The 25,359-nt window shown below is 63.2% G+C and carries 19 protein-coding genes, 1 tRNA gene and 1 rRNA gene; 11 read left to right on the forward strand and 10 right to left on the reverse strand.

Translation table 11 applies throughout. The features are described from left to right. Position 1: 1 nt before the first annotated feature. Positions 2 to 75 (reverse strand) — tRNA-Pro (locus tag FLQ44_RS23145). A gap of 90 nt (positions 76 to 165) precedes the next feature. On the opposite strand from FLQ44_RS23145, the gene FLQ44_RS23150 reads away from it, so the two are divergent. Then, positions 166 to 1,155 carry a recombination-associated protein RdgC gene (locus tag FLQ44_RS23150; protein ID WP_147696205.1) on the forward strand — a complete coding sequence of 330 codons (990 nt, stop codon included), beginning with the start codon at positions 166 to 168 and terminating at the stop codon, positions 1,153 to 1,155. 145 nt (positions 1,156 to 1,300) lie between these two features. Further along, positions 1,301 to 2,134 carry a hypothetical protein gene (locus tag FLQ44_RS23155; RefSeq protein ID WP_147696206.1) on the forward strand — a complete coding sequence of 278 codons (834 nt, stop codon included), beginning with the start codon at positions 1,301 to 1,303 and terminating at the stop codon, positions 2,132 to 2,134. Positions 2,135 to 2,192: 58 nt separating this feature from the next. Here FLQ44_RS23155 and FLQ44_RS23160 read toward each other — a convergent pair whose 3' ends face one another. Next, positions 2,193 to 2,582 (reverse strand): rhodanese-like domain-containing protein, encoded by a 390-nt coding sequence (locus tag FLQ44_RS23160; RefSeq protein ID WP_147696207.1) that lies wholly within the window; start codon positions 2,580 to 2,582, stop codon positions 2,193 to 2,195. Between the two features lie 125 nt (positions 2,583 to 2,707). Between FLQ44_RS23160 and FLQ44_RS23165 the strand changes: the two genes are divergently transcribed. The 4 genes from FLQ44_RS23165 (at position 2,708) to FLQ44_RS23180 (ending at position 7,555) form a co-directional block, all read left to right on the forward strand. Then, positions 2,708 to 3,727 (forward strand): efflux RND transporter periplasmic adaptor subunit, encoded by a 1,020-nt coding sequence (locus FLQ44_RS23165; RefSeq protein WP_147696208.1) that lies wholly within the window; start codon positions 2,708 to 2,710, stop codon positions 3,725 to 3,727. Further along, positions 3,727 to 6,921, forward strand: a complete 3,195-nt coding sequence (locus FLQ44_RS23170) for an efflux RND transporter permease subunit (protein WP_147696209.1) — start codon at positions 3,727 to 3,729, stop codon at positions 6,919 to 6,921. The genes FLQ44_RS23165 and FLQ44_RS23170 overlap by 1 nt, the downstream gene beginning before the upstream one ends. Then, entirely contained in the window at positions 6,918 to 7,142 is a 225-nt protein-coding gene (locus FLQ44_RS23175; RefSeq protein WP_147682470.1) for a YgaP family membrane protein, read from the forward strand. Before FLQ44_RS23170 ends, FLQ44_RS23175 begins: the two co-directional genes overlap by 4 nt. Before the next feature lie 80 nt (positions 7,143 to 7,222). Continuing rightward, the gene (locus FLQ44_RS23180; RefSeq protein WP_147696210.1) at positions 7,223 to 7,555 is read left to right on the forward strand and encodes a rhodanese-like domain-containing protein; all 333 of its coding nucleotides are present in this window, start codon (positions 7,223 to 7,225) and stop codon (positions 7,553 to 7,555) included. A gap of 183 nt (positions 7,556 to 7,738) precedes the next feature. Here the strand turns inward: FLQ44_RS23180 and FLQ44_RS23185 are convergent, their stop codons facing one another. From FLQ44_RS23185 to uvrA, 3 genes are all read right to left on the reverse strand, one after another. Then, on the reverse strand, positions 7,739 to 8,356 hold the full coding sequence (locus FLQ44_RS23185) for a LysE family translocator (protein ID WP_147696211.1): 618 nt from the start codon (positions 8,354 to 8,356) through the stop codon (positions 7,739 to 7,741). Positions 8,357 to 8,758: 402 nt separating this feature from the next. Beyond that, positions 8,759 to 9,202 (reverse strand): VOC family protein, encoded by a 444-nt coding sequence (locus tag FLQ44_RS23190; protein WP_206209155.1) that lies wholly within the window; start codon positions 9,200 to 9,202, stop codon positions 8,759 to 8,761. Between the two features lie 254 nt (positions 9,203 to 9,456). Continuing rightward, complete coding sequence (gene uvrA, locus FLQ44_RS23195; RefSeq protein WP_147696213.1) at positions 9,457 to 12,282, reverse strand: excinuclease ABC subunit UvrA; 2,826 nt, start codon at positions 12,280 to 12,282, stop codon at positions 9,457 to 9,459. A 194-nt stretch (positions 12,283 to 12,476) separates the two neighbouring features. On the opposite strand from uvrA, the gene FLQ44_RS23200 reads away from it, so the two are divergent. Both FLQ44_RS23200 and FLQ44_RS23205 read left to right on the forward strand, forming a co-directional pair. Further along, positions 12,477 to 13,850 carry an MFS transporter gene (locus FLQ44_RS23200; RefSeq protein WP_147696214.1) on the forward strand — a complete coding sequence of 458 codons (1,374 nt, stop codon included), beginning with the start codon at positions 12,477 to 12,479 and terminating at the stop codon, positions 13,848 to 13,850. A gap of 82 nt (positions 13,851 to 13,932) precedes the next feature. Next, complete coding sequence (locus FLQ44_RS23205) at positions 13,933 to 14,388, forward strand: single-stranded DNA-binding protein (RefSeq protein ID WP_017508765.1); 456 nt, start codon at positions 13,933 to 13,935, stop codon at positions 14,386 to 14,388. A 76-nt stretch (positions 14,389 to 14,464) separates the two neighbouring features. Here FLQ44_RS23205 and FLQ44_RS23210 read toward each other — a convergent pair whose 3' ends face one another. Further along, positions 14,465 to 14,971, reverse strand: coding sequence for a hypothetical protein (locus tag FLQ44_RS23210; RefSeq protein ID WP_147696215.1), 507 nt, complete (start codon positions 14,969 to 14,971; stop codon positions 14,465 to 14,467). 70 nt (positions 14,972 to 15,041) lie between these two features. Continuing rightward, positions 15,042 to 15,968, reverse strand: coding sequence for a LysR family transcriptional regulator (locus tag FLQ44_RS23215; protein WP_147696216.1), 927 nt, complete (start codon positions 15,966 to 15,968; stop codon positions 15,042 to 15,044). Positions 15,969 to 16,099: 131 nt separating this feature from the next. Here FLQ44_RS23215 and FLQ44_RS23220 point away from each other — a divergent pair, with 131 nt between their 5' ends. From FLQ44_RS23220 to FLQ44_RS23230, 3 genes are all read left to right on the forward strand, one after another. Next, the gene (locus FLQ44_RS23220; protein ID WP_147696217.1) at positions 16,100 to 17,500 is read left to right on the forward strand and encodes an NAD(P)/FAD-dependent oxidoreductase; all 1,401 of its coding nucleotides are present in this window, start codon (positions 16,100 to 16,102) and stop codon (positions 17,498 to 17,500) included. A 71-nt stretch (positions 17,501 to 17,571) separates the two neighbouring features. Then, the gene (locus FLQ44_RS23225) at positions 17,572 to 17,928 is read left to right on the forward strand and encodes a cupin domain-containing protein (RefSeq protein ID WP_147696218.1); all 357 of its coding nucleotides are present in this window, start codon (positions 17,572 to 17,574) and stop codon (positions 17,926 to 17,928) included. 21 nt (positions 17,929 to 17,949) lie between these two features. Beyond that, positions 17,950 to 19,431, forward strand: a complete 1,482-nt coding sequence (locus FLQ44_RS23230; protein WP_147696219.1) for an aldehyde dehydrogenase family protein — start codon at positions 17,950 to 17,952, stop codon at positions 19,429 to 19,431. Between the two features lie 135 nt (positions 19,432 to 19,566). On the opposite strand, the gene FLQ44_RS23235 is transcribed toward FLQ44_RS23230, so the two are convergent. The 3 genes from FLQ44_RS23235 to rrf form a co-directional block, all read right to left on the reverse strand. Then, on the reverse strand, positions 19,567 to 20,796 hold the full coding sequence (locus tag FLQ44_RS23235; RefSeq protein WP_147696220.1) for a branched-chain amino acid ABC transporter substrate-binding protein: 1,230 nt from the start codon (positions 20,794 to 20,796) through the stop codon (positions 19,567 to 19,569). Between the two features lie 114 nt (positions 20,797 to 20,910). Beyond that, positions 20,911 to 24,522, reverse strand: coding sequence for a trifunctional transcriptional regulator/proline dehydrogenase/L-glutamate gamma-semialdehyde dehydrogenase (gene putA / locus FLQ44_RS23240; RefSeq protein ID WP_147696221.1), 3,612 nt, complete (start codon positions 24,520 to 24,522; stop codon positions 20,911 to 20,913). A gap of 582 nt (positions 24,523 to 25,104) precedes the next feature. Beyond that, positions 25,105 to 25,217 (reverse strand): 5S ribosomal RNA (gene rrf, locus FLQ44_RS23245). Between the last annotated feature and the right edge of the window lie 142 nt (positions 25,218 to 25,359).

A 25,359-nucleotide genomic window follows, 5' to 3' on the forward strand; every position in this document is an offset into this window, starting at 1 on the left:
GTCGGGGTGAGAGGATTCGAACCTCCGGCCTCTACGTCCCGAACGTAGCGCTCTACCAGGCTAAGCTACACCCCGCGAACCATTCATTTATCCTGAAACTGACAGTGTGGCGCTGTTTTGCGTTACAATCTGCCGATCTCAGAGGACAAAGATTATCTATCAATTATGTGGTTTAAGCAACTGTCTTTCTTTCGGCTGGACGAGCATTTCCTTATCGATAGCGACAAGCTGGCCGACCAGCTAGCCCGCCGCCCTTTCCAGCGCTGTAGCGGCCTGGACTGGTTTAGCGAGGGCTGGGTTGCCCCGGCCAGCCACCTGGACAGCCCGCTGCACCAAGCACGCGGCTACCAGATGCTGACCCTGCGCCGTGAAGACAAAGTGCTGCCGGCCGGTGTGATTCGCGACCACCTGGACAGCAAGCTGGCCGAGATCGAAGCCGCCGAGCTGCGCAAGGTTGGCCGCAAGGAAAAGCTGGCACTGAAAGAGCAGATCACCGACGACCTGCTGCCACGCGCCTTTACCCGCTCCGGCCGGACCACTGCGTATATCGATAGCCAGCGCGGCTGGCTGATGGTAGACAGCGGCACCGCCAGCAAGGCAGAAAACCTGGTGTCCACCCTGCGCGAGGCACTGCCGCCCTTCCCCGCCGCCCTGCCACGCACCGCGCTGTCGCCGCATGCGGTGATGACCGACTGGCTGGCCGCTGGCGAAGCCGGCTTTGGTTTTGAGCTGGATGCCGAATGCGAGCTGAAAGACAGCAGCGAAAACGGTGCAGTAGTACGCTGCACCCGCATCGACCTGACCGCAGACGAAATTCGCCAGCATATTGCCACCGGCAAGCAAGTCACCCGCCTGGGCCTGATCTGGCGCGAGCGCATCCGCTTTGTGCTCACCGATCAGCTGCAGCTAAAGCGCCTGCAATTTCTGGATGTGTTGCAAGAAGAAGCCAGCCAGGCCGGTGACGACCTGGCCAGCCTGTTCGAGGCCACCTTCTTGCTGATGGCAGAAGAGCTGGGCGACCTGGTCAACGACCTGGTGGCCGCACTGGGTGGCCTGGAAGCCAGCCAGCAAAACGGCAGCACCCCCGCCCCGGCTCCTGCTGCCGCTACGCCGGATAGCGGCAGCGAAAACAGCATAGACGTACCCTGGGCCTAAGCCCGCCAGCCACACCACCGCCTGCGGGGGTGTGGCTTTGCCACATCACTGATGACAAACCGATAGTTACCCTGTCTATAGTTACAATCACTTGCTGTAAAATCGTGTAGGCTGAAAGCTACTACCTCTTAATGCCCGCACCACCATGAATACCAAAGCCAGCAAAACCCCAGCCGCCGCCCCGCCAGAGCCGCCACCACTGCCGCCCCTTGAGAACGAGGTGTTTCTGGCTGGCCTGTCTACCACCCATGGCGAGCAGCTACTGACTTTGATGGACGGCGGCAGCCCGATTTATGTGTTTGTACGGCGCAGCTTTGGCAAAACCCAACAGTCCGATTTTTTCCGCATCCAGTTTGCCGCCTATGCCCAGGTACAGGGCGGGCAATGGAAGCTGTACCAGGGCGAAGTCAGCGAATGGCTGAATACACGCAACTGCCTGCAGGTGTCGGTAGACCACCCGCGCCAGATGGTGCAGTTTGGCCCCAAGTCCGGCTTTAACCTGAGCGCCGAGCTCACCGGCCTGGGCCTGACCAGCTACGCCTACGCCCAGGCCATTTTGTGGCTAAAGGCACATTATTCCGAATACAGCGTGCAGCCCACCACCCTGCCCAACCCCGAGGCAGAAGGCGAAGAAGCCCGCATCAAGCGCAATGCGCGCCTGGCGGCGCAGGGCTTTGATATCGAGTTTCTGGATAGCGAACAGCGCTCCGGGCGCTATTTCAAAGACAAGATTTCGCGCCTGATCAGCAGCTGGGAAACCGAGAAAATCACCGAGGTGCCCATTAGCACGCTGCTGGACAATATTGCGCGGCTGGATAGCGAAAAGGCCGAGCTGCAGCGGCAGGTGTACGCCATCAGAACCCAGGAGCGCTCACTGGAAGATTCGCTCAGCAAAGAAAAGCAGACCAATCTGGTGCTGACCGGCGTCACCTGCTTTGTGCTGGTGTTTACCCTGATGGGCATTTTCGGCTTTTATTAAGCGCACGGCACATCACAAAAGGTTGGCCGCGGCCAACCTTTTTGCTTTAGCGGCATGCTTAATCGAAGCCCAGCGCCTGCGGCTTGTCTACCGGCAGGCCGGCCGCCACCCAGGCGTCAAAACCGCCAGCCAGCGACTGCACGTGCGCAAAGCCCATGTCTTGCATCACCAGCGCCGCCAGGGCTGCACGGCCGCTGGTTTTGCAGTACACCAGCACCTGGCGGCCGGTATCGCCCAGCGTGGCATCGCCAGACAGGCGAAACTCCAGCAGGCCGCGCGGCACGTTGATGGCACCGGCCAGGTGGCCAGCGTGGTATTCGTCCGGCTCGCGCACGTCCAGCAGCAGTACCTGGCCTGCGGCCACCTGCGCTTTGGCTTCCTCTAGCGTGCATTCATGGATGTGTGCCTTGGCGGCAGCCACCAGTTCGTGTGCATTGCGTTTCAGCATGATCTCTCCTGTATCGGGCCTGCGGTCGTTCAGCCCGCCATCACAAAAGCATGATAGTCTTGAAGTTGTACATTATCAATTTTTATATTATGTTTCACACAAGATAATTTTACCGGGAGCCCACCGTGCACCTGCTTCGCCCCTGCGTGATTGCCCTTTGTGCCAGCCCCGCCCTGGCGGCCCCTCTGCCTACCCTGCTACTGGGCAGCCAGCAGCACAGCCCGCTGTACCAAAGCCAGGGCGTGGTGCAGGCACAGCGCAGCGCCGAGCTATCGGTACCGGTATCCGGCCGCATTACCCAGCTGTCGGCACGCGCTGGCGACAGCGTTAAAGCGGGCACCGTACTGGCCCGCGTGGATGGCGAGGCAGCGCGGCAGACCGCCAGCGCCAGCCAGGCGCAGATCGCCGCCGCCCAGGCCCAGCTGGCGCAAGCGCAGCGCGAGTTTGCCCGCACGCAAAAGCTGGCCGCGCAAAACTTCATCAGCGCCTCGGCGCTGGATGCCGCCCAGGCGCAGCTGAAAACCGCCGAAGCCCAGGCCCGCGCCCAGATGGCCACCGCCCGTGCCAGCGTCGCGCAGGCCGGGCTGTACCAGCTCAGTGCACCGTTTGCCGGCACCATCGCCCGCGTTAACGGCGACCTGGGCGCGCTGGCCATGCCGGGCCAGGCGATTGTCGAGCTATACGATGGCAGCGCGCTGCGGGTAGAAGTGCAGCTGCCCGCCAGCGTGTACGGCAACGTCAACCAGCAGGCCACGCCCACGCTCAACTGGCGCGGCCAGGCGCTAAAGGTTGGCCGCATCGAGTGGTTCCCGTCTACCGACGCCGGCAGCCAGACCCGTACCGTGCGCATCAACCTGCAAGCCGGTAGCGCGGTAGCGGTGGGCGAGCTGGTACAAGCCGGCTTTAGCCTGCGCGGCAGCGACAGCCAGCTGCGGGTACCGGCCGCCGCCGTCAACCGCCAGCGCGAATTCGACACCGTGTACGTGGTAGACCACAGCGGCCGCGCCAGCCTGCGTTTTGTGCGGCTGGGCAGCGCCGAAAACGGCTATTTTCCGGTGCTGGCCGGCCTGCGCGCCGGTGAGCGTATTGCCGCCAACGCCGAACAAGCCGCCGCCCTGAGCGCCAGCCAGGCAGGAGCACGCTAATGAGCACCCCGCACAAGCTGGGCGTGGCCGGCCGGCTGGCCGCGTATTTCCAGCACGCCCGCATCACCCCGCTGATTGCCCTGCTGGCGCTGCTGCTGGGCTTGTTTGCCGTGCTGGTGACACCGCGCGAAGAAGAGCCGCAGATCAATGTGACCATGGCCAATGTGCTGATTCCCTTCCCCGGTGCCAGCGCAGAAAGCGTGGAAAGCCTGGTGGCACAGCCCGCCGAGCAGGTACTGGGGCAGATCGACGGCGTAGACCACCTGTACGCGGTAAGCCGCCCCGGCATGGCCATTCTGACCGTGCAGTTCAAGGTGGGCGTGCCGCGTATCGACGCGCTGGTACGGCTGTACGACACCATCCACAGCCACGCCGACTGGCTGCCGCAGGGCCTGGGCGTAGGCCAGCCGCTGATCAAGCCCAAGGGCATTGATGATGTGCCCATCGTCACCTTTACCCTGCACGCCCGCGAGCAAAACCTGGGCAGCCTGGACCTGGCCCGCGTTGCCCGCGCGCTGGAAGGCGAGCTCAAACGCGTGCCCGGCACCCGCGAGGTGACCACCAGCGGCGACCCCGGCCAGGCCATCAACGTGAGCCTGCAGCCACACAAGCTGCAAGCCACCGGCCTCACCGTGGCCGACCTGCGCCAGGCGCTGTCTGCGGCCAACCTGGCGCTGCCACTGGGCCAAACCGTGAACCAGCGCGCCATCACGCTGGAAGCTGGCCCCTACCTGCAAAACGCCGACCAGGTCGCCAGCCTGATCGTGGCGGTGCGTAACGGCCGCCCCGTCTACCTGCGTGACGTGGCCGAGGTCAGCGCTGGCGCGCAGCAGGCCAGCCAGTACGTGTGGTACGGCGATGCCCACGGCACGCGCCCGGCGGTGACCATCAGCATCACCAAACAGCCTGGCCAGAACGCGGTAGATATCGCCAATGCACTGGCCGCCCGTGTAGACCAGCTGAAAAACAGCGTGATACCGGCCGATGTCGAGGTCACACAGACCCGCAACTACGGCGCCACTGCCAACGACAAGGCGCAAAAACTGATCCAGAAGCTGGCGTTTGCCACCGCCGCGGTGGTAGCGCTGGTGATGCTGGCGCTGGGCCGCCGCGAAGCGGCCATCGTGGGCGTGGCCGTTATCCTGACGCTTACCACCACGCTGTTTGCATCCTGGGCCTGGGGCTTTACGCTGAACCGCGTGTCGCTGTTTGCGCTGATTTTCTCCATCGGCATTCTGGTAGACGACGCCATCGTGGTGGTGGAAAACATCCACCGCCACCGCCAGCTCACGCCGGACGCCAGCCTGGGCGAGCTGATTCCGCGCGCGGTAGACGAAGTAGGCGGCCCCACCATCCTGGCCACACTCACCGTGATTGCCGCCCTGCTGCCCATGGCTTTTGTCAGCGGCCTGATGGGCCCGTACATGAGCCCCATCCCCATCAATGCCTCGATGGGCATGCTGATCTCGCTGGCCATCGCCTTTGTGCTGACACCGTGGCTGGCGCAGCGCTGGCTGGCTAGCCAGCACACCCACCACGATGGCCTGTCTGCCCGCCTGCAACCGTTGGCCGCACGCCTGTTCGCCCCCTTCCTGCACCCGCACAGCGGCGGCCGCGCCCGCAGCTTGCTGATGCTGGGCGTAGCCGGCATGGTGGTGCTGTCGCTGGCACTGCCAGTGGCGCAGCTGGTGGTGCTGAAAATGCTGCCGTTCGATAACAAATCCGAGCTGCAGCTGGTGGTAGACATGCCGGCCGGCACCCCGCTGGAAGACACCGCCGCCGCACTGCAAAGCCTGGGCCAGTGGCTGGGCCAGCAGCCCGAGGTGGTGGACTACCAGGCCTACGCCGGCACCGCCGCGCCGATCAACTTCAACGGCCTGGTGCGCCAGTACTACCTGCGCGGCGGCTTTGACAGCGGCGATATTCTGGTGAACCTGCAAGACAAACACCAGCGCACCGCATCCAGCCACAGCCTGGCGCTGCGCTACCGCCCGGCACTGCAGCAGATTGCGCGCCAGTACGGCGCCCGCATCAAGCTGGTAGAAGTGCCGCCCGGCCCGCCGGTGATGGCACCCATCGTGGCCGAGGTGTACGGCCCGTCCACCGCTGGCCGCGCCAGCGTGGCGCAGCAGCTGGAAGCCGTGTTCAAGCGCAGCAGCCACATCGTGGACATCGACAGCACTGTGCAGCCCACCGGGCCGAAAACCGTGCTGCTGATCGACCGCGAAAAAGCCATGCAGCGCGGCGTGCCGCAGGCTGCCATCGTCACCACGCTGGCTGCCGGGCTGTCGGGCGATAACGCCACCTGGCTACACGACCTCAGCAAATACGCGGTACCGGTACAGCTGCGCCTGCCGCAAGCGCTACAGGCCGACACCCACGCCCTGCTGGCGCTGCCGGTGCGCGCCGGCGACGGCAGCGTGATGCCGCTATCCGAGCTGGTACGCGCCGTACCCGCCAGCACAGAACGCCCGCGCCTGCGCAAAGACGGCATGGCGGTGGACTACGTCACCGGCGACATGGCCGGCGGCGCAGACAGCCCGCTATACGGCATGTTTGCCCTACGCGGCCAACTCGCCGGCATCCGCACGGCCAACCTGCAGCCGCTGGGCGAGTACTTCATCCACCAGCCCGCCGACCCGCAGCGCGAGTACGCCATCAAATGGGATGGCGAATGGCAGATCACCTACGACACCTTCCGCGATATGGGGGCGGCCTACGCCGTGGGCCTGGTGTTGATCTACCTGCTGGTGGTGGCGCACTTTGGCTCCTACCTGATGCCGCTGGTGATCATGGCGCCGATTCCGCTGACGCTGGTAGGCGTCATGCCCGGCCACGCCCTGCTGGGCGCGCCGTTTACCGCCACCAGCATGATCGGCATGATCGCGCTGGCCGGCATCATCGTGCGCAACTCCATCCTGCTGGTGGACTTCATCCGGCTGGAAGTAGCCGCAGGCAGCGAGCTGGCCAGCGCCGTGGTGCGCTCGGCCGCCACCCGCGCCCAGCCCATTGCGCTAACCGGCCTGGCCGCCATGATCGGCGCGCTGTTCATTCTGGACGACCCCATCTTCAACGGCCTGGCCATCTCGCTGATCTTCGGCATTTTCGTGTCCACCCTGCTCACGCTGCTGGTGATCCCGCTGCTGTATTACATCGCCTTCCGCGGCCAACCTCATGAGACAACCTCGCCATGACCATAGAACGCGCCATCCGCTTTTTTGCCGGCTGCATGATCCTGCTCTCGCTGGCGCTGGGTGCCCAGGCCAGCCCCCTGTTTGCCAGCCCGCACTGGCTGTGGCTTACCGCCTTCGTGGGGGCCAACCTGCTGCAGTATTCGCTCAGCAACTTCTGCCCGCTGGCGCTGCTGCTGAAAAAACTCGGCCTGCCCGAACAGACAGCCTGCCTTCAGAAATGACTTATTGCTGTCGATAAGAAAGGTGGCAGCTACCCGCTGCCACCCGATAACAATATCTACCGGACACACAAGGACAGGCCATGATCCACTGGTTAAAAAAACTGTTCGGCACGGCAGCCAAACCGGCTGCGGCCATACCGCAAGGGGCACTGATCATCGATGTACGCGAGCACGGCGAATACGCCAGCGGCCACGCGGACGGCGCCATCAATATTCCGCTGGGCCAGCTGGCCAGCCGCCTGGACTGGCTGAAACAGCAAAAACCGCCAGCCGTACTGCTGTACTGCGCCAGCGGCATGCGCTCGGCCATGGCCTGCAAGCAGCTACAAAGCGCCGGTTTCGCCAACGTGCAAAACGCCGGCAACCAGGCGCGCCTGGCCAGCCTGTTGTCCAGCCAGCGCCAGGCAGCCTGAGCCGGCGGCTACCGGCCGCACAAACAAAAAGCCTCACCCCTTGCAAGTGGGTGAGGCTTTTTTGTGCCCGGCCGCCAAGCCGTGGCGGCATGCGGCCAACGTAGCCCGTAGCCCGGACAAGGCACCGCTGCATCCGGTAAAAGCGCCGTCGCACAGCTAGCCTTGCCCCATAACGGCCCCGCCCTAGCGCCTTGCCAGCAGCAGCCCCAGGCCAGCGCCGCCCAGCAGCACGCAGCAGCTGCGGTTGAACACACGTTGGCCGCGTGGCGTGGCAAACCAGCGCTTTAGCTGCACGCCCAGCGCAGCGTACACGCCGATGGCCACCCATTCCAGCAGCAAAAACGCCACGCCCAGCTGCAAAAACTGCGGCGCCACCGGCTGCGCGGTATCGACAAACTGCGGCAAAAACGCAGTAAAGATCAAGATGGCCTTGGGATTGCCGGCGGCCACCCACAGCTCTTGGCGCATCAGCTCGCGCAGGCCTTGCTGCGGGCGGCTATCCGCCGGGCCGCTCTGGCTGCCGGCGCGCCACAGCTGCCATGCCAGCCAGAACAGGTAGCCGGCACCGGCCAGCTTGATGGCGCCAAACAGCCACACCGAGCCCTGCAGCACCACGGCCAGCCCGGTAGATGCCAGCGCAATCATCAGCGCAAACGCCAGCAAGCGGCCCACACCGGCCAGACAGGCAGTAGCAAAGCCGTAGCGGGTGGCATTGCTGATCGACAGCAGGTTATTGGGGCCGGGGGCCAGGTTGAGGGCAAAGCAGGCGGGCAGGAACAGCAGCAAGGTGGCCAGTGACATGGCAGGCTCCGGTAAAGAACAAGGTTGGCCGCAAGGGCGAAGTGCTAGGGCCTGTTAACACTATTTCTTGCTGCGGCGCAGGCCCGAGAAGTTTTCCAATGCCAGGCGGAGGGCAATGCGCTGGGTGGTTCCCAGCGCAAGTCCGACAACGCCGCAGTGGGAAGCTTATCGGGCCTGCCCTTCGGGGCGCGCGCCATGCGGGGCACTGCTTTGTCAAACCGTGCTGGCAGGGATCGCCCTGCTGCGCCCGGTTTTTCGCGCATTGCCACCGCCTGACAAGCGCCGCCGCATCAAAAATAGCGTTAACAGGCCCTAACTTATCGTTATGCCGCTGTAGCACGCAAGAAAAACCCGCCGGCATGCGGCGGGTGGTGTGCAATGGTGAAGCGGCGGATGGCCGGATCAGGCCGGTGCGCGTTTTAGCTTGAGCTTGCCGGACAGCCAGGTGTGGTCGTAGCTGACAATCTCGAACGGGTTGCCAAACGGGTCCACAAACGAGATCGAGCAGAAAAAGCCGTGGTCGTGCACGCTGTCGCGGGCGATGGTCTGGCCGTCGCGGTTCAGCACACGCTCGCCAGCCAGCTGGTCTATCCACTCCAGAAAGTCCTGCCCGCTCACCACAAAAGCCACCGCACCGGCCAGGCAGGCTGCGCCCGGCTCCTCGCTGATGGCCAGGCGCACGGTGCCGCTGGGGTTGGCCAGCATCATGGCGCTGTGCGGGCCTTCCTGCATGTGCTTGAAGCGTGCGTCCGGCGCCAGGCCCAGCACGCGGTCGTACCACTCTACGGCCTTGCTGCCGTCGCTGACTCGGATATGGATATGATCGATCTTGCCTAGCGTTAACATGCTTTCCCCTTTAGCGGGCTGCCACATTGCAGCCCGGTAACTGATTCTAACCGCATTTTGCCAATTATCTGTGGCTTAGCGCCGGTTTAAAGTGTTTTCACGGCTGTAGCCGCTTAATGCCGGATGCCGCGCCAGGAGAAGCGCCGGTAGTAACCGGCCCCGCAGGGCACCTGAGCCAAGGTGCGCCGACGCAGACAGTACAGATAGTACGGCAAGGCGGCGCAACACAGGGCCAGGGGTTGGCTTAGCAACGCTTAGCTGCGCGGCTGCAGCAATGGTGCCAGATAGTGGCCGGTATGGCTTGCCGGGTTGGCCGCCACTTGCTCTGGCGTGCCGCTGGCAATGATCTGGCCGCCACCTGCCCCGCCTTCCGGGCCCAGGTCTATCAGCCAGTCGGCAGTTTTGACCACGTCCAGATTGTGCTCGATCACCACCACAGTGTTGCCGTGCTCGCGCAGGCGGTGCAGCACTTGCAGTAGCAGGTCGATATCGTGGAAGTGCAGGCCGGTGGTGGGCTCGTCCAGGATGTACAGCGTTTTGCCGGTGTCGCGCTTGGACAGCTCCAGCCCCAGCTTCACGCGCTGCGCCTCGCCGCCGGACAGCGTGGTGGCGCTTTGCCCCAGGCGGATATAGCCCAAGCCCACATCCATTAGTGTTTTGAGCTTGCGCGCGACGCTAGGCACGGCGCTGAAGAACTCCAGCGCCTGCTCTACCGTCATTTCCAGCACTTCGGTGATGTTCTTGCCCTTGTACTGTACTTCCAGCGTTTCGCGGTTGTAGCGCTTGCCGTGGCACACGTCGCACGGCACGTAGACGTCGGGCAGAAAGTGCATTTCCACCTTGATCACGCCATCGCCCTGGCAGGCTTCGCAGCGGCCGCCTTTCACGTTAAAGCTGAAGCGGCCCGGGCCGTAGCCGCGCTCGCGCGATAGCGGCACGCCGGCAAACAGCTCGCGAATCGGCGTAAACAGGCCGGTGTAGGTGGCCGGGTTGGAACGCGGTGTGCGGCCGATGGGGCTCTGGTCCACGTTGATGACTTTGTCCAGGTGGTCCAGCCCGCGAATACGACGGTACGGCGACGGCTCTTCGCTGGCGCCGTTCAGGTCGCGCGCGGCGATCTTGTACAGGGTGTCGTTGATCAGCGTGGATTTGCCGGAGCCGGACACGCCGGTAATGCACACCAGTATGCCCAGCGGCAGGTCCAGCGTGACGTCTTTCAGGTTGTTGCCGCTGGCGCCGTCGATATGCAGCATGCGCTCGGGGTTCACCTCGCGGCGGCTGGCCGGTACCGGTATCAGGCGGCGGCCGGACAGAAAATCGCCGGTGACCGAGCGCTCGCAGGCGGCCACTTCGGCCGGGGTGCCGGCTACCAGCACCTCGCCGCCGTGCTCGCCCGCGCCAGGGCCCATGTCCACCAGGTAATCGGCGGCGCGGATGGCGTCTTCGTCGTGCTCCACCACAATCACGCTATTGCCCAGGTCGCGCAGGCGCATCAGCGTGGCCAGCAGGCGGTCGTTGTCGCGCTGGTGCAGGCCGATGGACGGCTCGTCCAGCACGTACATCACGCCGGTGAGGCCGCTGCCGATCTGGCTGGCCAGGCGGATACGCTGTGCTTCGCCGCCGGACAGGGTGTCGGCCGAGCGCGCCAGGCACAGGTAGTCCAGGCCCACGTTGTTCAGGAACGACACGCGGTCGCTGATTTCCTTCACGATCTTTTCGGCCACGGCCTGCTTCTGGCCGGAAAACTGCAGGCCGCCAAAAAACGCCGCGGCTTCTTTCAGCGCCAGCTGATTCACTTCGTGCAGGGTCTTGCGGCCGATAAACACGTGGCGTGCTTCCAGGCGCAGGCGCGAGCCTTTGCACGACGGGCAGCACTGGTTGTTCTGGTACTTGGCCAGCTCTTCGCGCACGGCGCTGGAGTCGGTTTCGCGGTAGCGGCGCTCCAGGTTGGGGATGATGCCCTCGAAGGCGTGCGCACGCTGGAACTTGGTACCGCGCTCGGACACGTAGGTAAATTCGATCTCGTCCTTGCCCGAGCCATGCAACACCACGTGCTGCACGCGCTGCGGCAGGTCTTCAAACGCCAGCTCCAGCGAAAAATCGTAATGCGCGGCCAAGGCCTGCAGCATCTGGAAGTAAAACTGGTTGCGCTTGTCCCAGCCTTTGATGGCACCGGTAGCCAGCGTCAGCTCGGGGTGGGCCACCACGCGCTTGGGGTCGAAGAAGGTAATCTCGCCCAGGCCATCGCACTTGGGGCAGGCACCCATGGGGTTGTTGAACGAGAACAGCCGCGGCTCCAGCTCGGGCAGGCTGTAGCTGCACACCGGGCAGGCAAACTTGGCCGAGAACCAGTGTTCCTGGCCGCTATCCATCTCTACCGCAATGGCGCGGCCTTCGGCGTGGCGCAGCGCGGTTTCAAAGCTTTCCGCCAGGCGCTGCTTCATGTCGTCGCGCACTTTCAGGCGGTCGATCACCACCTCGACCGTGTGCTTCTTGTTTTTGTCCAGCTTGGGTACGGCGTCCAGCTCGTATACCTCGCCGTCTACCCGCACGCGCACAAAACCCTGGGCGCGCAGGTCTTCAAACAGGTCCAGGTTTTCGCCCTTGCGGCCAACAATCACCGGCGCCAGGATCATCACCCGCGTCTCGGCAGGCAGCGCCAGCACGTGGTCGACCATCTGGCTTACCGTCTGGCTGGCCAGCGGCACGTCGTGTTCGGGGCAATGCGGGTCGCCCACGCGGGCGTACAGCAGGCGCAGGTAATCGTGAATTTCGGTGACGGTGCCCACGGTGGAACGCGGGTTGTGGCTGGTGGCCTTTTGCTCGATGGAAATCGCCGGGCTCAGGCCTTCGATCAGGTCAACATCGGGCTTTTCCATCAGCTGCAGAAACTGCCGCGCATAGGCCGACAGGCTTTCCACGTAGCGGCGCTGGCCCTCGGCGTACAGCGTGTCAAACGCCAGCGAGCTCTTGCCGGAGCCGGACAAGCCGGTAATCACCACCAGCTGGTGGCGGGGCAGATCCAGGTTTACGTTCTTGAGGTTGTGCGTGCGTGCACCGCGTATGCGGATGGAGTCCATGCCTGTCTCACCGTGAATCGGGGAACCTGCTACTATACCGGACTTATTGCAACAGGCTCCAGCAGCCTGAGCAGGCCACACAGTCAGCAGGGTTTACACACTGTCACAGCACGGCAGACAAACCCCGCTACACTGGCCTGCGGCAGGCCTGCCCCACGGCAGCTGCCCGTTCGCCACCTCTGACTCGCATACACATGACTGCATTAGAACTACGCGCCAGCCTGGGTTTGGCCGGTGTTTACGCCCTGCGCATGCTGGGCATGTTTTTGATCCTGCCGGTATTTGCCCTGTACGCCACCACGCTACCCGGTGCCAGCAACCACACCCTGGTGGGCATTGCGCTGGGCAGCTACGGCCTGGTACAGGCGCTGCTGCAGCTGCCACTGGGCATGCTGTCCGACAAGGTTGGCCGCAAAAAGGTGATCTACGCCGGCCTGCTGCTGTTTGCCGCCGGCAGCTTCATAGCCGCCCAGGCCGACGACATCTACTGGCTGATGCTGGGCCGCGTCATCCAGGGCGCCGGTGCCATCTCGGCCGCCATTACCGCCCTGCTGGCCGACCTTACCCGTGAAGAAAACCGCACCCGCGCCATGGCCATGATCGGCATGAGCATCGGTACCACTTTTGCGGTAAGCCTGGTACTGGGCCCGCTGCTGGCCAAGCATATCGGCGTGGACGGTATCTTCACCCTGACCGGCGTGCTGTCGCTGATGGCGCTGGTAGGCGTGTGGAAGATCATCCCCGACCCGGTGGTATCGCGCTTTCACTCCGACACCGGCACCAATACCGCGCGCCTGCCCGCCGTGCTGCGCCACCCCGAGCTGCTGCGGCTGAACTACGGCATCTTTGCCCTGCACGCCGCGCAAATGGCCATGTTTGTCACCATCCCCTTCGCGCTGACCAGCACCGGTGGGCTGGATAAGTCCGAACACTGGCAGGTGTACCTGCCGGTGGTAGTAGCCGGCTTCTTCCTGATGGTGCCGGCCATTATTTATGGCGAGAAAAAAGCCAAGCTCAAGCAAGTGTTCGTGGCTGCTGTCGCGCTCATGACCGCCGCCCAGCTGGGCATGGCGCTGGCACTATCCAGCTTCTGGCTGATCGTGGTGTGGCTGGGGCTGTATTTTATTGCCTTCAATATTCTGGAAGCGACACTGCCCTCGCTGATCTCGAAAATCGCCCCCGCCGACGCCAAGGGCACCGCCATCGGCGTGTATAATACGGCCCAATCGCTCGGCCTGTTTCTAGGCGCGGTGCTGGGTGGCTGGCTGTACAGCCACCACGGTGCCGGTGGCGTGTTCGGTTTTACCAGCCTGCTGATGGCTAGCTGGCTGTGGCTGTCGTTTACCATGACACCGCCCAAGGCAGTGAAAACGCAAATGTTCCACATTGGCGACACCTGGCAAGGCGATGTCGCCACGCTATCGCGCCAGCTGCTGGCGGTACAGGGTGTCAGCGAGGTAGTGATCATGCTGGATGAGCGTGTGGCCTTCCTGAAAGTGGCCCAGCAAGGCTGGGACGAAGCCAGCGCCCGCGCCCTGATTGCCAGCACCAACCCGGCCCAGGCCTGAGAACACGCACAGACGCTGAAACAGCCCTGCTCGGGCGGTACGCTACCGCCCCACACATTGAACAGATTTTTCGGAGGATTCCATGAACAGCATTACTTTTGACGGCCGCCTGGCCGCAGACGCAGAGCTGCGTTACACCCCCAGCGGCGAATCGGTGCTGAGCTTCCGCGTGGCCAGCGACATCGGTTTTGGCGAGCGCAAAACCACCAACTGGTTTAGCTGCCAGGTATGGGGCAAGCGTGGCGAATCGCTGAAAAACTACCTGAACAAAGGCCAGCAAGTGACCGTATACGGCCAGCTGACCCTGCGCGAATGGCAAGACAAAGAAGGCATCAAGCGCCTGTCGCCAGACGTACGCGTGAGCGAAATCAGCCTGCAAGGCGGCCGCCGCGACGACATGCCGCCAATGGACGACGGCTACAGCGCCACCCCGCCAGCCCGCCAGGAAGCCCCGTCCGCCCCGCCAGCCGCCCCGCGCCGCCAGGAACCCAAGCCTGCCGCCCGCATGGACGACATGGACGACGATATTCCGTTCTAAGCCGGCGCTGTCTGCCAGCCAAAGCAAAACCCGCCAGATGGCGGGTTTTTTCATGACCTCGGCGCTATGCGCTGTCTCACTTAGACCAGCCGAGGCGAATGCAAAGCTTGAATGCAATGATAGCAACCAAGCGGGCCAGCAAGACCCAATACAGCACATGCAGACAGTTAACCAGGATTGGGGGCAATGGCACCGTATGGCCTGTAAAGTAAGGCAAACTCAGCACTACCGCGAAGAATGCCAGGCTACCCAGATCAAAATAGCAATCGAATAGCTCGGCAAAGCTGCGGCATTTACCCATAGCCTGATCAATATGACTGCGGTGCGGCATAGGACGGGCTACCTCCCAGCCAAGCCAACTGTGCAGCGAAGACACCTCAAGAGAGAGCAAAGCATACTTCCCAGCCTGACTGGTACCCGCTAGAGACATGCCACCAAGCTGACACCATCGCCATACAGAAAAGGCTGCACTCACCCACAACGGCAGCATGTAGTCAAACACGAGAAGGCACAAGGCTGCCAGCACACCGGCCATGGCATTGACTCTGCGCAGTGCTATCACTCTGGCTTGATCTTTTTGCACACCCACCCCATCCATGACAATGCTGTATTGTCATGATCATACCGCGTTTTGCAGCTTCTTTTGCCCCACGTCAGCCGCCCTCCCGCCCCGTATCCTCTGCCCCCAGCTCGCCCAGAAAGCTGTCCAGCACCATATTGCTGCGCCGGCCCTTGCGCACCACCACGCTTAGCGGCGTGCTGTAGCGGTATTCGTCTGGCCGGATGGCGCGCATCTGGCCACGCGCTACCCAGCTGGCAGCGTAGTGGTCGGGCAGAAAGCCGATGTAGTGGCCGGTCAGTATCAAAAAGGCGATGCCCTCGCGGTCGGACGCTTTGGCGGTGCAGTGCAGCTGGCCCAGCCAGCGATGTGCCTGCTCGGTAATGCGGTAGTTGGGGAAGATGGCGTGCGCCTGGCGGATGGCGGCGTCGTCTGGCGCGGCGGCAGCAAAAAACGGGTGCTCGCTGCTGCAGTACAGCGACGACTGCTCCTCGTACAGCCGCAAATAGGCCAGGCCGGGCAAGGGATGGGTTTCCGGTATCACCCCCACGTGCAGCGTGCCGTCCAGCACGCCTTGCTCGATGTCGCTGGGCACCATCATGGCAATATTGATGCATACGCCGGGGCCGCGTGCGCTCAGCGCCTTTAGCGCCTGCGTGATGTGCATGTGCGACTGCGTCACCAGGTTATTGATGATGCCGATGTTCAGGTCGCCACGCAGCTGGTGGTGCAGCTGGTTTACCTCGTCGCGAAAGTCCTCGATGGCCGACAGCAGGATGTTGGCCGCACGCAGCACTTCGCGCCCTTCGTCGGTCAGCGCAAAGCCGGCGCGGCCACGGCGGCACAGGCACACGCCCAGCCGCTTTTCCAGGTCGCCCATGTGCAGGCTGATGGCCGAGCGGCTGATGCCCAGCACGCTTTCGGCAGCCGAGAAACTGCCGCACTCCACCACGGTCTTGAAAATGCGTAGCAGGCGGATGTCAAAATCGCTAACCTGCCCCAGCGCTACCGGCTTGTTCATTGGGTGAGCCATTTATAAACTGAAGTTTGCAAATATTGTATTTAACTTGCGCGATTGGCAAGTCATGCTATCGCTACATCTGGCCGCTACGCGCTATAAACAACCCATCTACCCCACGCACACCCACCCCTATGGCACAGACCGTCTACGAACGCCTACCGCCCAGTGCGGACACCATCCATCATGCCCTCGCCGCCAGCAAAGCCGCACCGTTCTGGCTGGACGATGTTGACCGCGGCCCGGCCGCACCTGCCTTGCAGGGGGAGGTGCGCAGCGCGCTGCTGATTGTCGGTGGCGGTTTCCTGGGGCTGTGGTCGGCGCTGATGGCCAAGGAGCGCCAGCCCGAGCGCGACGTGGTACTGCTGGAAGCCGGCCGCGTCGGCCAGGCGGCGTCGGGCCGCAATGGTGGTTTTTGCGAAGCCAGCCTGACCCACGGCGAGGACAATGGCCTGAAGCGCTGGCCGGAAGAGTTTGCCCGGCTGGAAGAACTGGGGCTGGAAAACCTGGACCAGCTGGAAGCCACGCTGGCGCGCTACGGCATAGACTGCGATTTTGAGCGCACCGGCGTGCTGGAAGTGGCGGTGGAACCGTACCAGACCGCGCGCTTTGCTGGCGAAGGCGGCCTGGACGAGGCCGCTATCCGCGCCGAAGTGAATTCGCCCACCTTTCTAGCCGGCCACTGGGACCGCGACGGCACCGCCATGCTGCACCCCGGCAAGCTGGTGGCAGGCCTGGCCCGCGTGGCACGCCAGCTGGGCGTACGCTTTTTCGAACACAGTGCCGCCACCGGTATTGCCCACCAGGGCGCGCTGGTGCGCGTGGACACAGCGCAGGGCCACGTGCTGGCCGAGCGGGTGATCCTGGCCACCAACGCCTTCCCTTCGCTGCTCAAACGCTACCGCTGGCACACCATCCCGGTGTACGACTACGTGCTGATGACCGAGCCACTCAGCACTGCGCAGTTGGCCGCCATCGGCTGGCAGCACCGCCAGGGCATTGCCGACGTGGGCAACCAGTTTCACTACTACCGGCTAACGCGCGACAACCGCATCCTGTTTGGCGGCTACGACGCCATCTACCACCTGGGCGGCAAGATCAAGGCGGAATACGAAGAGCGCCCGGAAAGCTTTGCGCGCCTGGCCAGCCACTTTTTCACCACCTTCCCGCAGCTGGCCGGCCTGCGCTTTAGCCACCGCTGGGCCGGGGTGATCGACACCTCGTCGCGCTTTTGTGCCTTTTTTACCGACGCACTGGGCGGCAAGGTGGCGCTGGCCGCCGGCTTTACCGGCCTGGGCGTGGGCGCCACGCGCTTTGCGGCCAACGTGCTGCTGGACAAGGTAGAAGGCCTGGATACCGAACGCACCCGCCTGCGCATGGTGCGCGAGATGCCGCTGCCCTTCCCGCCCGAGCCGCTGACCTACACCGTGGTGCAGGCCATGCGCTGGAGCCTGGACCGTGCCGACCACAACCATGGCCGCCGTAACGCCTTTCTGCGTGGCATGGATGCGCTAGGCCTGGGGTTCGATTCCTGACCGCGTGCCGGCGCCTGCGGCCAACCCTGGCCCGCGCCGGCAGCCACGCTTTTATTGCAAGGAAACCTGTCATGACAACGCAAACGCTACTGGGCAACTACGCCCTGCTGGCCACCACCGCCGAGCTGGCCTACCAGCCGGTAGACCCGGCCAAAATCGTCCAAGGCCCCGCCTCCGTGGGCGTGGCCGAGCTGGCCACGCTGGGCGACGTCGCCATCGGCGTATGGGAGATGTCGCCGTCGGTCACCACCGATATCGAAGTAGACGAATGCTTCGTGGTGCTCGCTGGCGACGCCACCGTGACCTTTGACGACGGCAGCGCACCGCTGCAGCTGCAGCCCGGCACCGTCGGTTTTCTGACCGCCGGCAGCGCCACCACCTGGGCCGTGCGCCAGACGCTGCGCAAGATCTACATCGCCCGTAGCTAGGCGCCACACACAGAGAGCACCATGCAAAGCAGACACAACTACATCAACGGCCAGTGGCAGCCCGCCGTACTGGGCCAGACCCGCGACATCCTCAACCCGGCCAACGGCGACGTCATCGGCGTGGTCGCCGACAGCACCGCCGAGGACACGCTGCAAGCCATTGCCGCCGCCAAGCACGCCTTCTATGAGCAAGGCGACTGGCGCCACATGAGCGGCCCGCGCCGCGCCGACATGCTGTACCGCATTGCCGACGCCATCCGCGCCCGCACCGAAGAGCTGGCGCTGCTGGACTGCCTGGACAACGGCAAGCCACTGCGCGAAGCCCGCTGCGATATCGAAGACGCCGCCGCCTGCTTCCGCTACTACGCCGGGCTGATCGGCAAACCGCAAGGCGGCGTGTACGAAGTGCCAGACGGTTTCGGCCCCATGCACGCCTACAGCCTGCACGAGCCGGTAGGCGTGTGCGGCCTGATTACGCCGTGGAACTACCCGCTGCTGATGGCCACCTGGAAGCTGGCCCCCGCGCTGGCGGCCGGTAACTGTGTGGTGTTCAAGCCCAGCGAGCTCACCCCGCTGTCGTCGGTGGTGCTGTTCGAGATCTTCCATGAGGTGGGCCTGCCCGCCGGTACGGCCAACCTGGTACTGGGCACCGGCCCAGCCGCCGGCCAGGCGCTGGCCGACAGCCACGACGTAGACATGATCACCTTCACCGGCAGCACGCGCACCGGCCAGCTGATTGCCCGCGCCGCGGTGGGCAACCTCAAACGCGTGGGGCTGGAGCTGGGTGGCAAGTCGCCCAATATCATTTTTGCCGACGCCGACCTGGAAGGCGCGGTGGAATGGGCCATGATCGGCGTGTTCTTCAACCAGGGCCAGGTGTGCTCGGCCGGCTCGCGCATCCTGATCGAGGCCTCGCTGAAAGACCGCTTTGTGGCCCGCCTGGCCGAACGCGCCAACGCCATGACCATCGGCCCCGGCGTGAGCGACCCGGACATGGGCCCGCTGGTGTCCGCCGGCCAGCTGGAAAAAGTGCTGGGCTTTATCGAACGCGCCAAAGCCGAGGGCGCCACCTTGGTATGCGGCGGCCAGCGCCATAGCGACGGCGACTGCGCCAACGGTTACTTCCTGCGCCCCACCATTTTCGATAACTGCCACAGCGATATGGAAATCTGCCGCGAGGAAGTATTCGGCCCGGTGGTGGCCATCCAGACCTTCAGCGACGAAGCCGAGGCCATCCGCTTGGCCAACGACACGCCGTACGGCCTGGCCGGTGGCGTATTCACCAGCGACGGCGCACGGGCGCTGCGGGTAATGAAGGCGCTGCGTGCCGGTGTGACCTGGATCAACTGCTACAACCCCACCTTCAACGAAGCGCCGTGGGGCGGCTACAAGATGAGCGGCTACGGCCGCGACCTGGGCGTGAACGGCCTGCTGGAGTACCAGCAGGTGAAACAGGTGAACATCAACCTGCAGCCCGGCCCGGTGGGCTGGTACACGCGCTAAACGCCACCCTGCGGCCAACCCTGGCAAGGAATAAGGTTGGCCGCAGACCACGCCAAGCCGTGGCAAACAAAAAGCCCCTCCGCATGCGGAAGGGCTTTTTTCTTGCCGGCACCCTCTCGGGTGCGCAGACCAAGCTTACTGGGCAGCGGAAGCTGCAGCGGCAGCAGGGGCGCCACCACCGATGGTTTCCATCACTTTCCACTCACCGCCTTCAACCTTGTACACGGTGATGCCGCCGTCTTTCAGGTCGCCTTTGTCATCGTAGGACCAGTTGGACGAGGTCACGCCGGTGTAGTTGATCTTGGCCAGTACCGGCAGGTATTTTGCCGGCTCGGCGGAGTTCGCCTCTTTCATGGCGGCGATCAGTACGCGTGCTGCGTCATAGCCGTACGGGGAGTAGGTTGCCACGTCCATGTTGAAACGTGCCTTGTAGCGGGTGGCGTAGTCCGGGCCCTTCGGCATTTTTTCCAGCGGCAGGCCAGCCAGCGAGGCGATGGTGCCGTCGGCTTCTTTGCCAGCCAGTTTCAGGAAAGTCGGGGTTTTGGTCATTTCGCCGGAGATCAGCGGGGCTTTCAGGCCCAGGCGCTTCATCTGCTTGGCCATCGGGGCGGACTGGGCGTCGGCACCACCGTAGAACACCACGTCAGGCGCAGCGCCTTTGATGGTGGTCAGAATGGCGGCAAAGTCGGTGGCTTTGTCGTTGGTGAATTCGCGTTTCACCACGCTGCCGCCAGCGGCTTTCACGGCTTTTTCGAACTCGTCTGCCAGGCCTTGGCCGTAGGCAGTGCGGTCATCCACGATCACCACTTTCTTGGCGCCCAGTTTCTCTACCACGAACTTGCCCATTACCGAACCTTGCTGGGTGTCGGAGGTCATGGAGCGGAAGGTGGTTTTGTAACCTTGCTGGGTGAAGGTCGGGGCGGTAGCCATGGCCACTTGCGGCAGGCCGGCGTCGGAGTAGATCTTGGAAGCCGGGATGGAGGTGCCGGAGTTGAAGTGGCCAACGATACCGTTCACTTTGTTGTCCACAAACTTCTGTGCCAGCTGGGTAGCGGTTTTCGGGTCAGCCTGGTCATCTTCGGCGACCAGTTCAAACGAAACCGGCTTGCCGTCGATGGTCGGTTTTTCGGCGTTGGCATCTTCGATGGCCAGGGTCACGCCGTTTTTGTACTCTTCACCGTAGTGTGCCTGCGGGCCGGTCAGCGGGGCAGCAAAGCCGATCTTGATGACTTCTGCACCAGCCGGGGCGGCAGCGGCAGCGCTGGAGGCATCAGCCGCCGGGGCTTCTTCTTTTTTGCTGCAGCCGGCAAAAGCCAGGGCAGCGGCAACAGCTACAGTGATGCTGGTAAGTTTGGTCAGTTGCATTTTGTCTCTCTTCTTTATCTCGGGGTTGCTCTTGCCATCTTTGACACCGTCTGGCCGACGGTAAAACACGGTGGCGGCATTATTCCAATGCCGCCACACCTTTAGCAAGCCTGATTAGTCACCAATGCTCATCAGGCTGGCATTACCGCCTGCCGCTGTGGTATTGACGCTAAGCGCGCGCTCTACCACCAGGCGGTGCAGGTTATAACCGCCGCGCTCTACCAGCAACAGCGGAATCAGCGCACCGTCGCGGCGTGCCAGTGTCTGGCGCAGCACTTCGGCGTCCGGGCCGGCGTACAGTACGGCAGCCACGTCGGCATTGTCGATTTGCGCCACCACCGTCACGGCGCCACGCAGCACGCCGGCGACTTTCTGCGCGTGTACGCTGTCGGCCAGCAGTACATCGTTACCGGCAGCAAAGGCTGCCACCAGTTGCATCAGCAGGGCTTCCATATTGTCGGCAGCGCAGCCTACCACGCCACGCGGCGCAAAGCGCAGGGTATTGTTTTCGCCTGTCGGGCCTGGCAGTACCAGCGCGTGGTTCAGCGGGCTTTCGCTACGTGCCTGGGCAATCAGGTCTTGCAGGTGCTGGCGTGCGCCGTCGTCCAGGCCAAGCTGCGGCAACGCAGCCTGCAGGGCATCCAGTTTTACCAAGGCTTGCGGGCTGTGGCTCTGGCCCAGCTGCGCATCCCAGTGGCCACGGGTCAGGCGGTACAGGTAGAACGGGCCGCCGGCTTTGGGGCCGGTACCGGATTTGCCTTCGCCGCCAAACGGCTGTACACCCACCACGGCACCCACGATATTGCGGTTTACATACACGTTACCCGCCTTGATATTGCCGGTAATGCGTACGATGGTTTCGTCGATACGGCTGTGTACGCCGTGGGTCAGGCCGTAGCCGGTGCTGTTGATCTCGGCAATGACCTTGTCGATATCACCGCCGTGGAAACGGATCACGTGCAGTACCGGGCCAAACACTTCGCGCTGCAACAGACCGATATGGTCGATCTCGAACAGCGTCGGCGCCACATAGGTGCCGTTGGCGCACTCGGCAGTGAGCTTGGCCTGGTAAACACTACGGGCTTTGTCTTTCAGGCCGTCGATATGCCGCAGCAGGCCTTGCTGCGCTTCGGCGTCGATCACCGGGCCGATGTCGGTGTTGAAGCGCGCCGGGTTGCCCACGCGCAGCTCGTCCATGGCGCCCTTGATCATGTTCACCACCTTGTCGGCGATGTCATGTTGCAGGTACAGCACGCGCAGGGCCGAGCAGCGCTGGCCAGCGCTATCAAAAGCCGAGCTCAGTACGTCGGTCACCACTTGCTCCGGCAGCGCGGAGCTGTCCACGATCATGGCGTTCTGGCCACCGGTTTCGGCTACCAGCGGTACTTCTTCGCCACGGGTAGACAGCGCACGGTTGATGATCTGCGCTACTTCGGTGGAGCCGGTAAAGATCACGCCCTTGATGCGCGCGTCGGTCGTCAGCGCCGCACCCACTACCTCGCCACGGCCAGGCAGGAACTGCAGTACGTCGCGCGGCACGCCAGCTTCGTGCAGCAGGCGCACGGCGTAGGCGGCGATCAGCGCAGTCTGTTCGGCCGGCTTGGCCAGCACCACGTTACCGGCAGCCAGCGAGGCGACCACTTCGCCAATAAAGATGGCCAGCGGGAAGTTCCACGGGCTGATGCACACCACCGGGCCCAGTGCCGGGTGGCGGCTGTTGTCGAACTCCTCGCGTACCTGGGCGGCGTAGTAACGGCAGAAATCCACCGCTTCGCGCACTTCGGCAATGGCGTTGTTCAGGGTCTTGCCGGCTTCGCGCACGGCCAGGCCCATCAGCGCCGGCATATTGGCTTCCATCAGGTCTGCCATGCGGTCCAGCGCTTCGGCACGTTTGGCCGGGGCGGTGGCGGCCCATACCGGGGCGGCGCGTACGGCAGCCTGCAGCGCCAGCTCTACGTCCTCACGCGTGGCTTCCTGCACCTGGCCTACCACGTCCTGATGGTTGGCCGGGTTGTGTACGGCTTGGGCTGGGTTGGCAGACTCGTTGCCGTCGGCCAGCAGCGGTGCGGCCAACCACGCTTGCTGTTCGCTGGCTAGCAGCGCTTGCTGCAGCTTTTGCAGTACGTGCTCGTTGGCCAGGTCCATGCCGGCAGAGTTCTTGCGGCCGGCACCGTACAGCGCTACCGGCAAGGCGATCTTGTTATGTGGCAGGCCACCGAAGCGTGCTGCTTCGGCCACCGGGTCTTCTACCAGCTCTTCAATGGATACGTTCTCGTCCACGATACGGTTCACGAAAGAGCTGTTGGCACCGTTTTCCAGCAGGCGGCGCACCAGGTAGGCCAACAGGGTTTCGTGCGAACCCACCGGCGCGTAGATGCGGCACGGCTTGTCCAGCTTGCCCTTGCCCACGACCTGGTCGTACAGCGTCTCGCCCATGCCATGCAGGCACTGGAATTCGTAATCCTTGCCTTCGGCCAGGTGGTAAACGGCAGACAGGGTGTAGGCGTTATGGCTGGCAAATTGTGGGTAAATGGCGTCTTGTGCGGCCAACAGTTTCTTGGCGCAGGCCAGGTAGGACACATCGGTGTACACCTTGCGGGTATAAACCGGGTAGCCGTCCAGGCCATCCACCTGGGCGCGTTTGATCTCGGCATCCCAGTAGGCGCCCTTCACCAGACGCACCATGAAGCGGTGGCCAGTGCGGCGAGCCAGGTCAATCAGGAAGTCGATCACATACGGGCAGCGCTTCTGGTAAGCCTGCACCACGATACCGATACCTTCAAAACCGCTCAGGTCCGGGTCGTTGGCCAGCGCTTCCACCAGATCCATCGAAATTTCCAAACGGTCGGCTTCTTCGGCATCGATATTCAGGCCGATATTGTATTGCTTGGCCAGCAGGAACAGGCTTTTCAGGCGCGGCAATAGCTCGGCCATCATGCGCTCGTGCTTCATGCGGGCATAGCGCGGGTGAATGGCAGACAGTTTTACCGAGATACCCGGGCCGTTATAGATACCGCGGCCATTGGACTCTTTGCCAATGGCGTGGATCGCCACTTCGTAGTCACGCAGATAGCGCTGCGCATCTTCTTCGGTCATGGCCGCTTCGCCCAGCATGTCGTAGCTGAAACGGTAGCCACGTGCTTCGCGCTCGCGGCCATTGGCCAGCGCTTCTTCGATGGTTTCGCCAGTCACAAACTGTTTACCCAGCATGCGCATGGCCAGGTCCACACCTTTGCGGATCAGCGGCTCGCCACCTTTGGCGATAATGCGTGTCAGCGCAGACGACAAGCCCTGCTCGCTGTGCGACGACACCAGTTTGCCAGTCACCAGCAGGCCCCAGGCAGCCGCATTCACAAACAGCGACGCGCTATTGCCCAGGTGCGAAGCCCAGTCGCCACCGGAAATCTTGTCGCGAATCAGCTTGTCGGCAGTCAGGCGGTCCGGAATGCGCAGCAGCGCCTCCGCCAGGCACATCAGCGCAATACCTTCCTGGCTGGACAGGGTGAACTCGTGCATCAGCGCATCCACACCGCTGGACTTTGTCCGCTCTTTGCGCACCTGCGCCACCAGCTTGGCAGCCAGCGCCTTGATGCTGGCGACCTGCGTATCAGGCATGGCGGCCTGCTCCATCATCAAGGCTACGCAGTCACGCTCATCCTGGCGATAAGCAGCGGTAATGGCATCCCGAAGCGCAGTCTGGCTGCGTGCAAACTCTACAAATTGCATGAGTATCTTTCCAAAATCCAGCAGATAAGGTTGTCTGCCTATTGTATACAAAATATCGGATAACAGTAGACTCAGGCAGATCATGGCAATAAAAAGCCGGCGGCGTGCAATGAATATGCAACAGTGCAAATAGCAGCTTAGACAAACGGAGATTTTTGGCGAGAAGCACAGCGGAAAGAGTGACTGGCGGCAGGATGCCCACACGGCAAAGCGCCAGCGGCGCCTAGGCGAGAAGAGTCGCGACAGCAACGAAAAAGGCAGATGCGGCCAACTTTGGCCGCAGACAGCGCCAGCAATACAACGGGGCTGGCACGGGAAGAAACGAGGTTGGCCGCAGACAGCGCTGGCCAGCGGCTCGGTGCGCACCAACAACAACAAAGCCCGCACAAGCGGGCTTTTGTTTGCGTGTACGTATCGATTCGGCCAACGTTGGCTGCGGGGGCGTCAGTCAATCACCGTAGCCCGGCATAAGCCGCAGGCGCATCCGGGGGCCGGCTAGAGGCCGGCAGGGAGTGACGTGATGACCGACGTCGCCCCAAAGCACAAAGCCCAGCTCGTGTGAGCTGGGCTTCGGTATCGGGCGTCTGGCGGTGTCCTACTTTCACACAGGTATCTGCACTATCATCGGCGCTAAGGCGTTTCACGGTCCTGTTCGGAATGGGAAGGCGTGGGACCACCTCGCTATGGCCACCAGACATAAACTGTCACAAACTTGAAGAAGCCAGGCTGGATTTGTTTTCCAGCCGGTAGAATTTTTGTATCACCAGCGCTTCATCATCAACAAAGCAACTCAAATGATAGGATCAAGCCTCACGAGCAATTAGTATCGGTTAGCTT

Origin of the sequence: Vogesella mureinivorans (genome assembly GCF_007644035.1) — a bacterium.
Taxonomy (GTDB): domain Bacteria; phylum Pseudomonadota; class Gammaproteobacteria; order Burkholderiales; family Chromobacteriaceae; genus Vogesella; species Vogesella mureinivorans.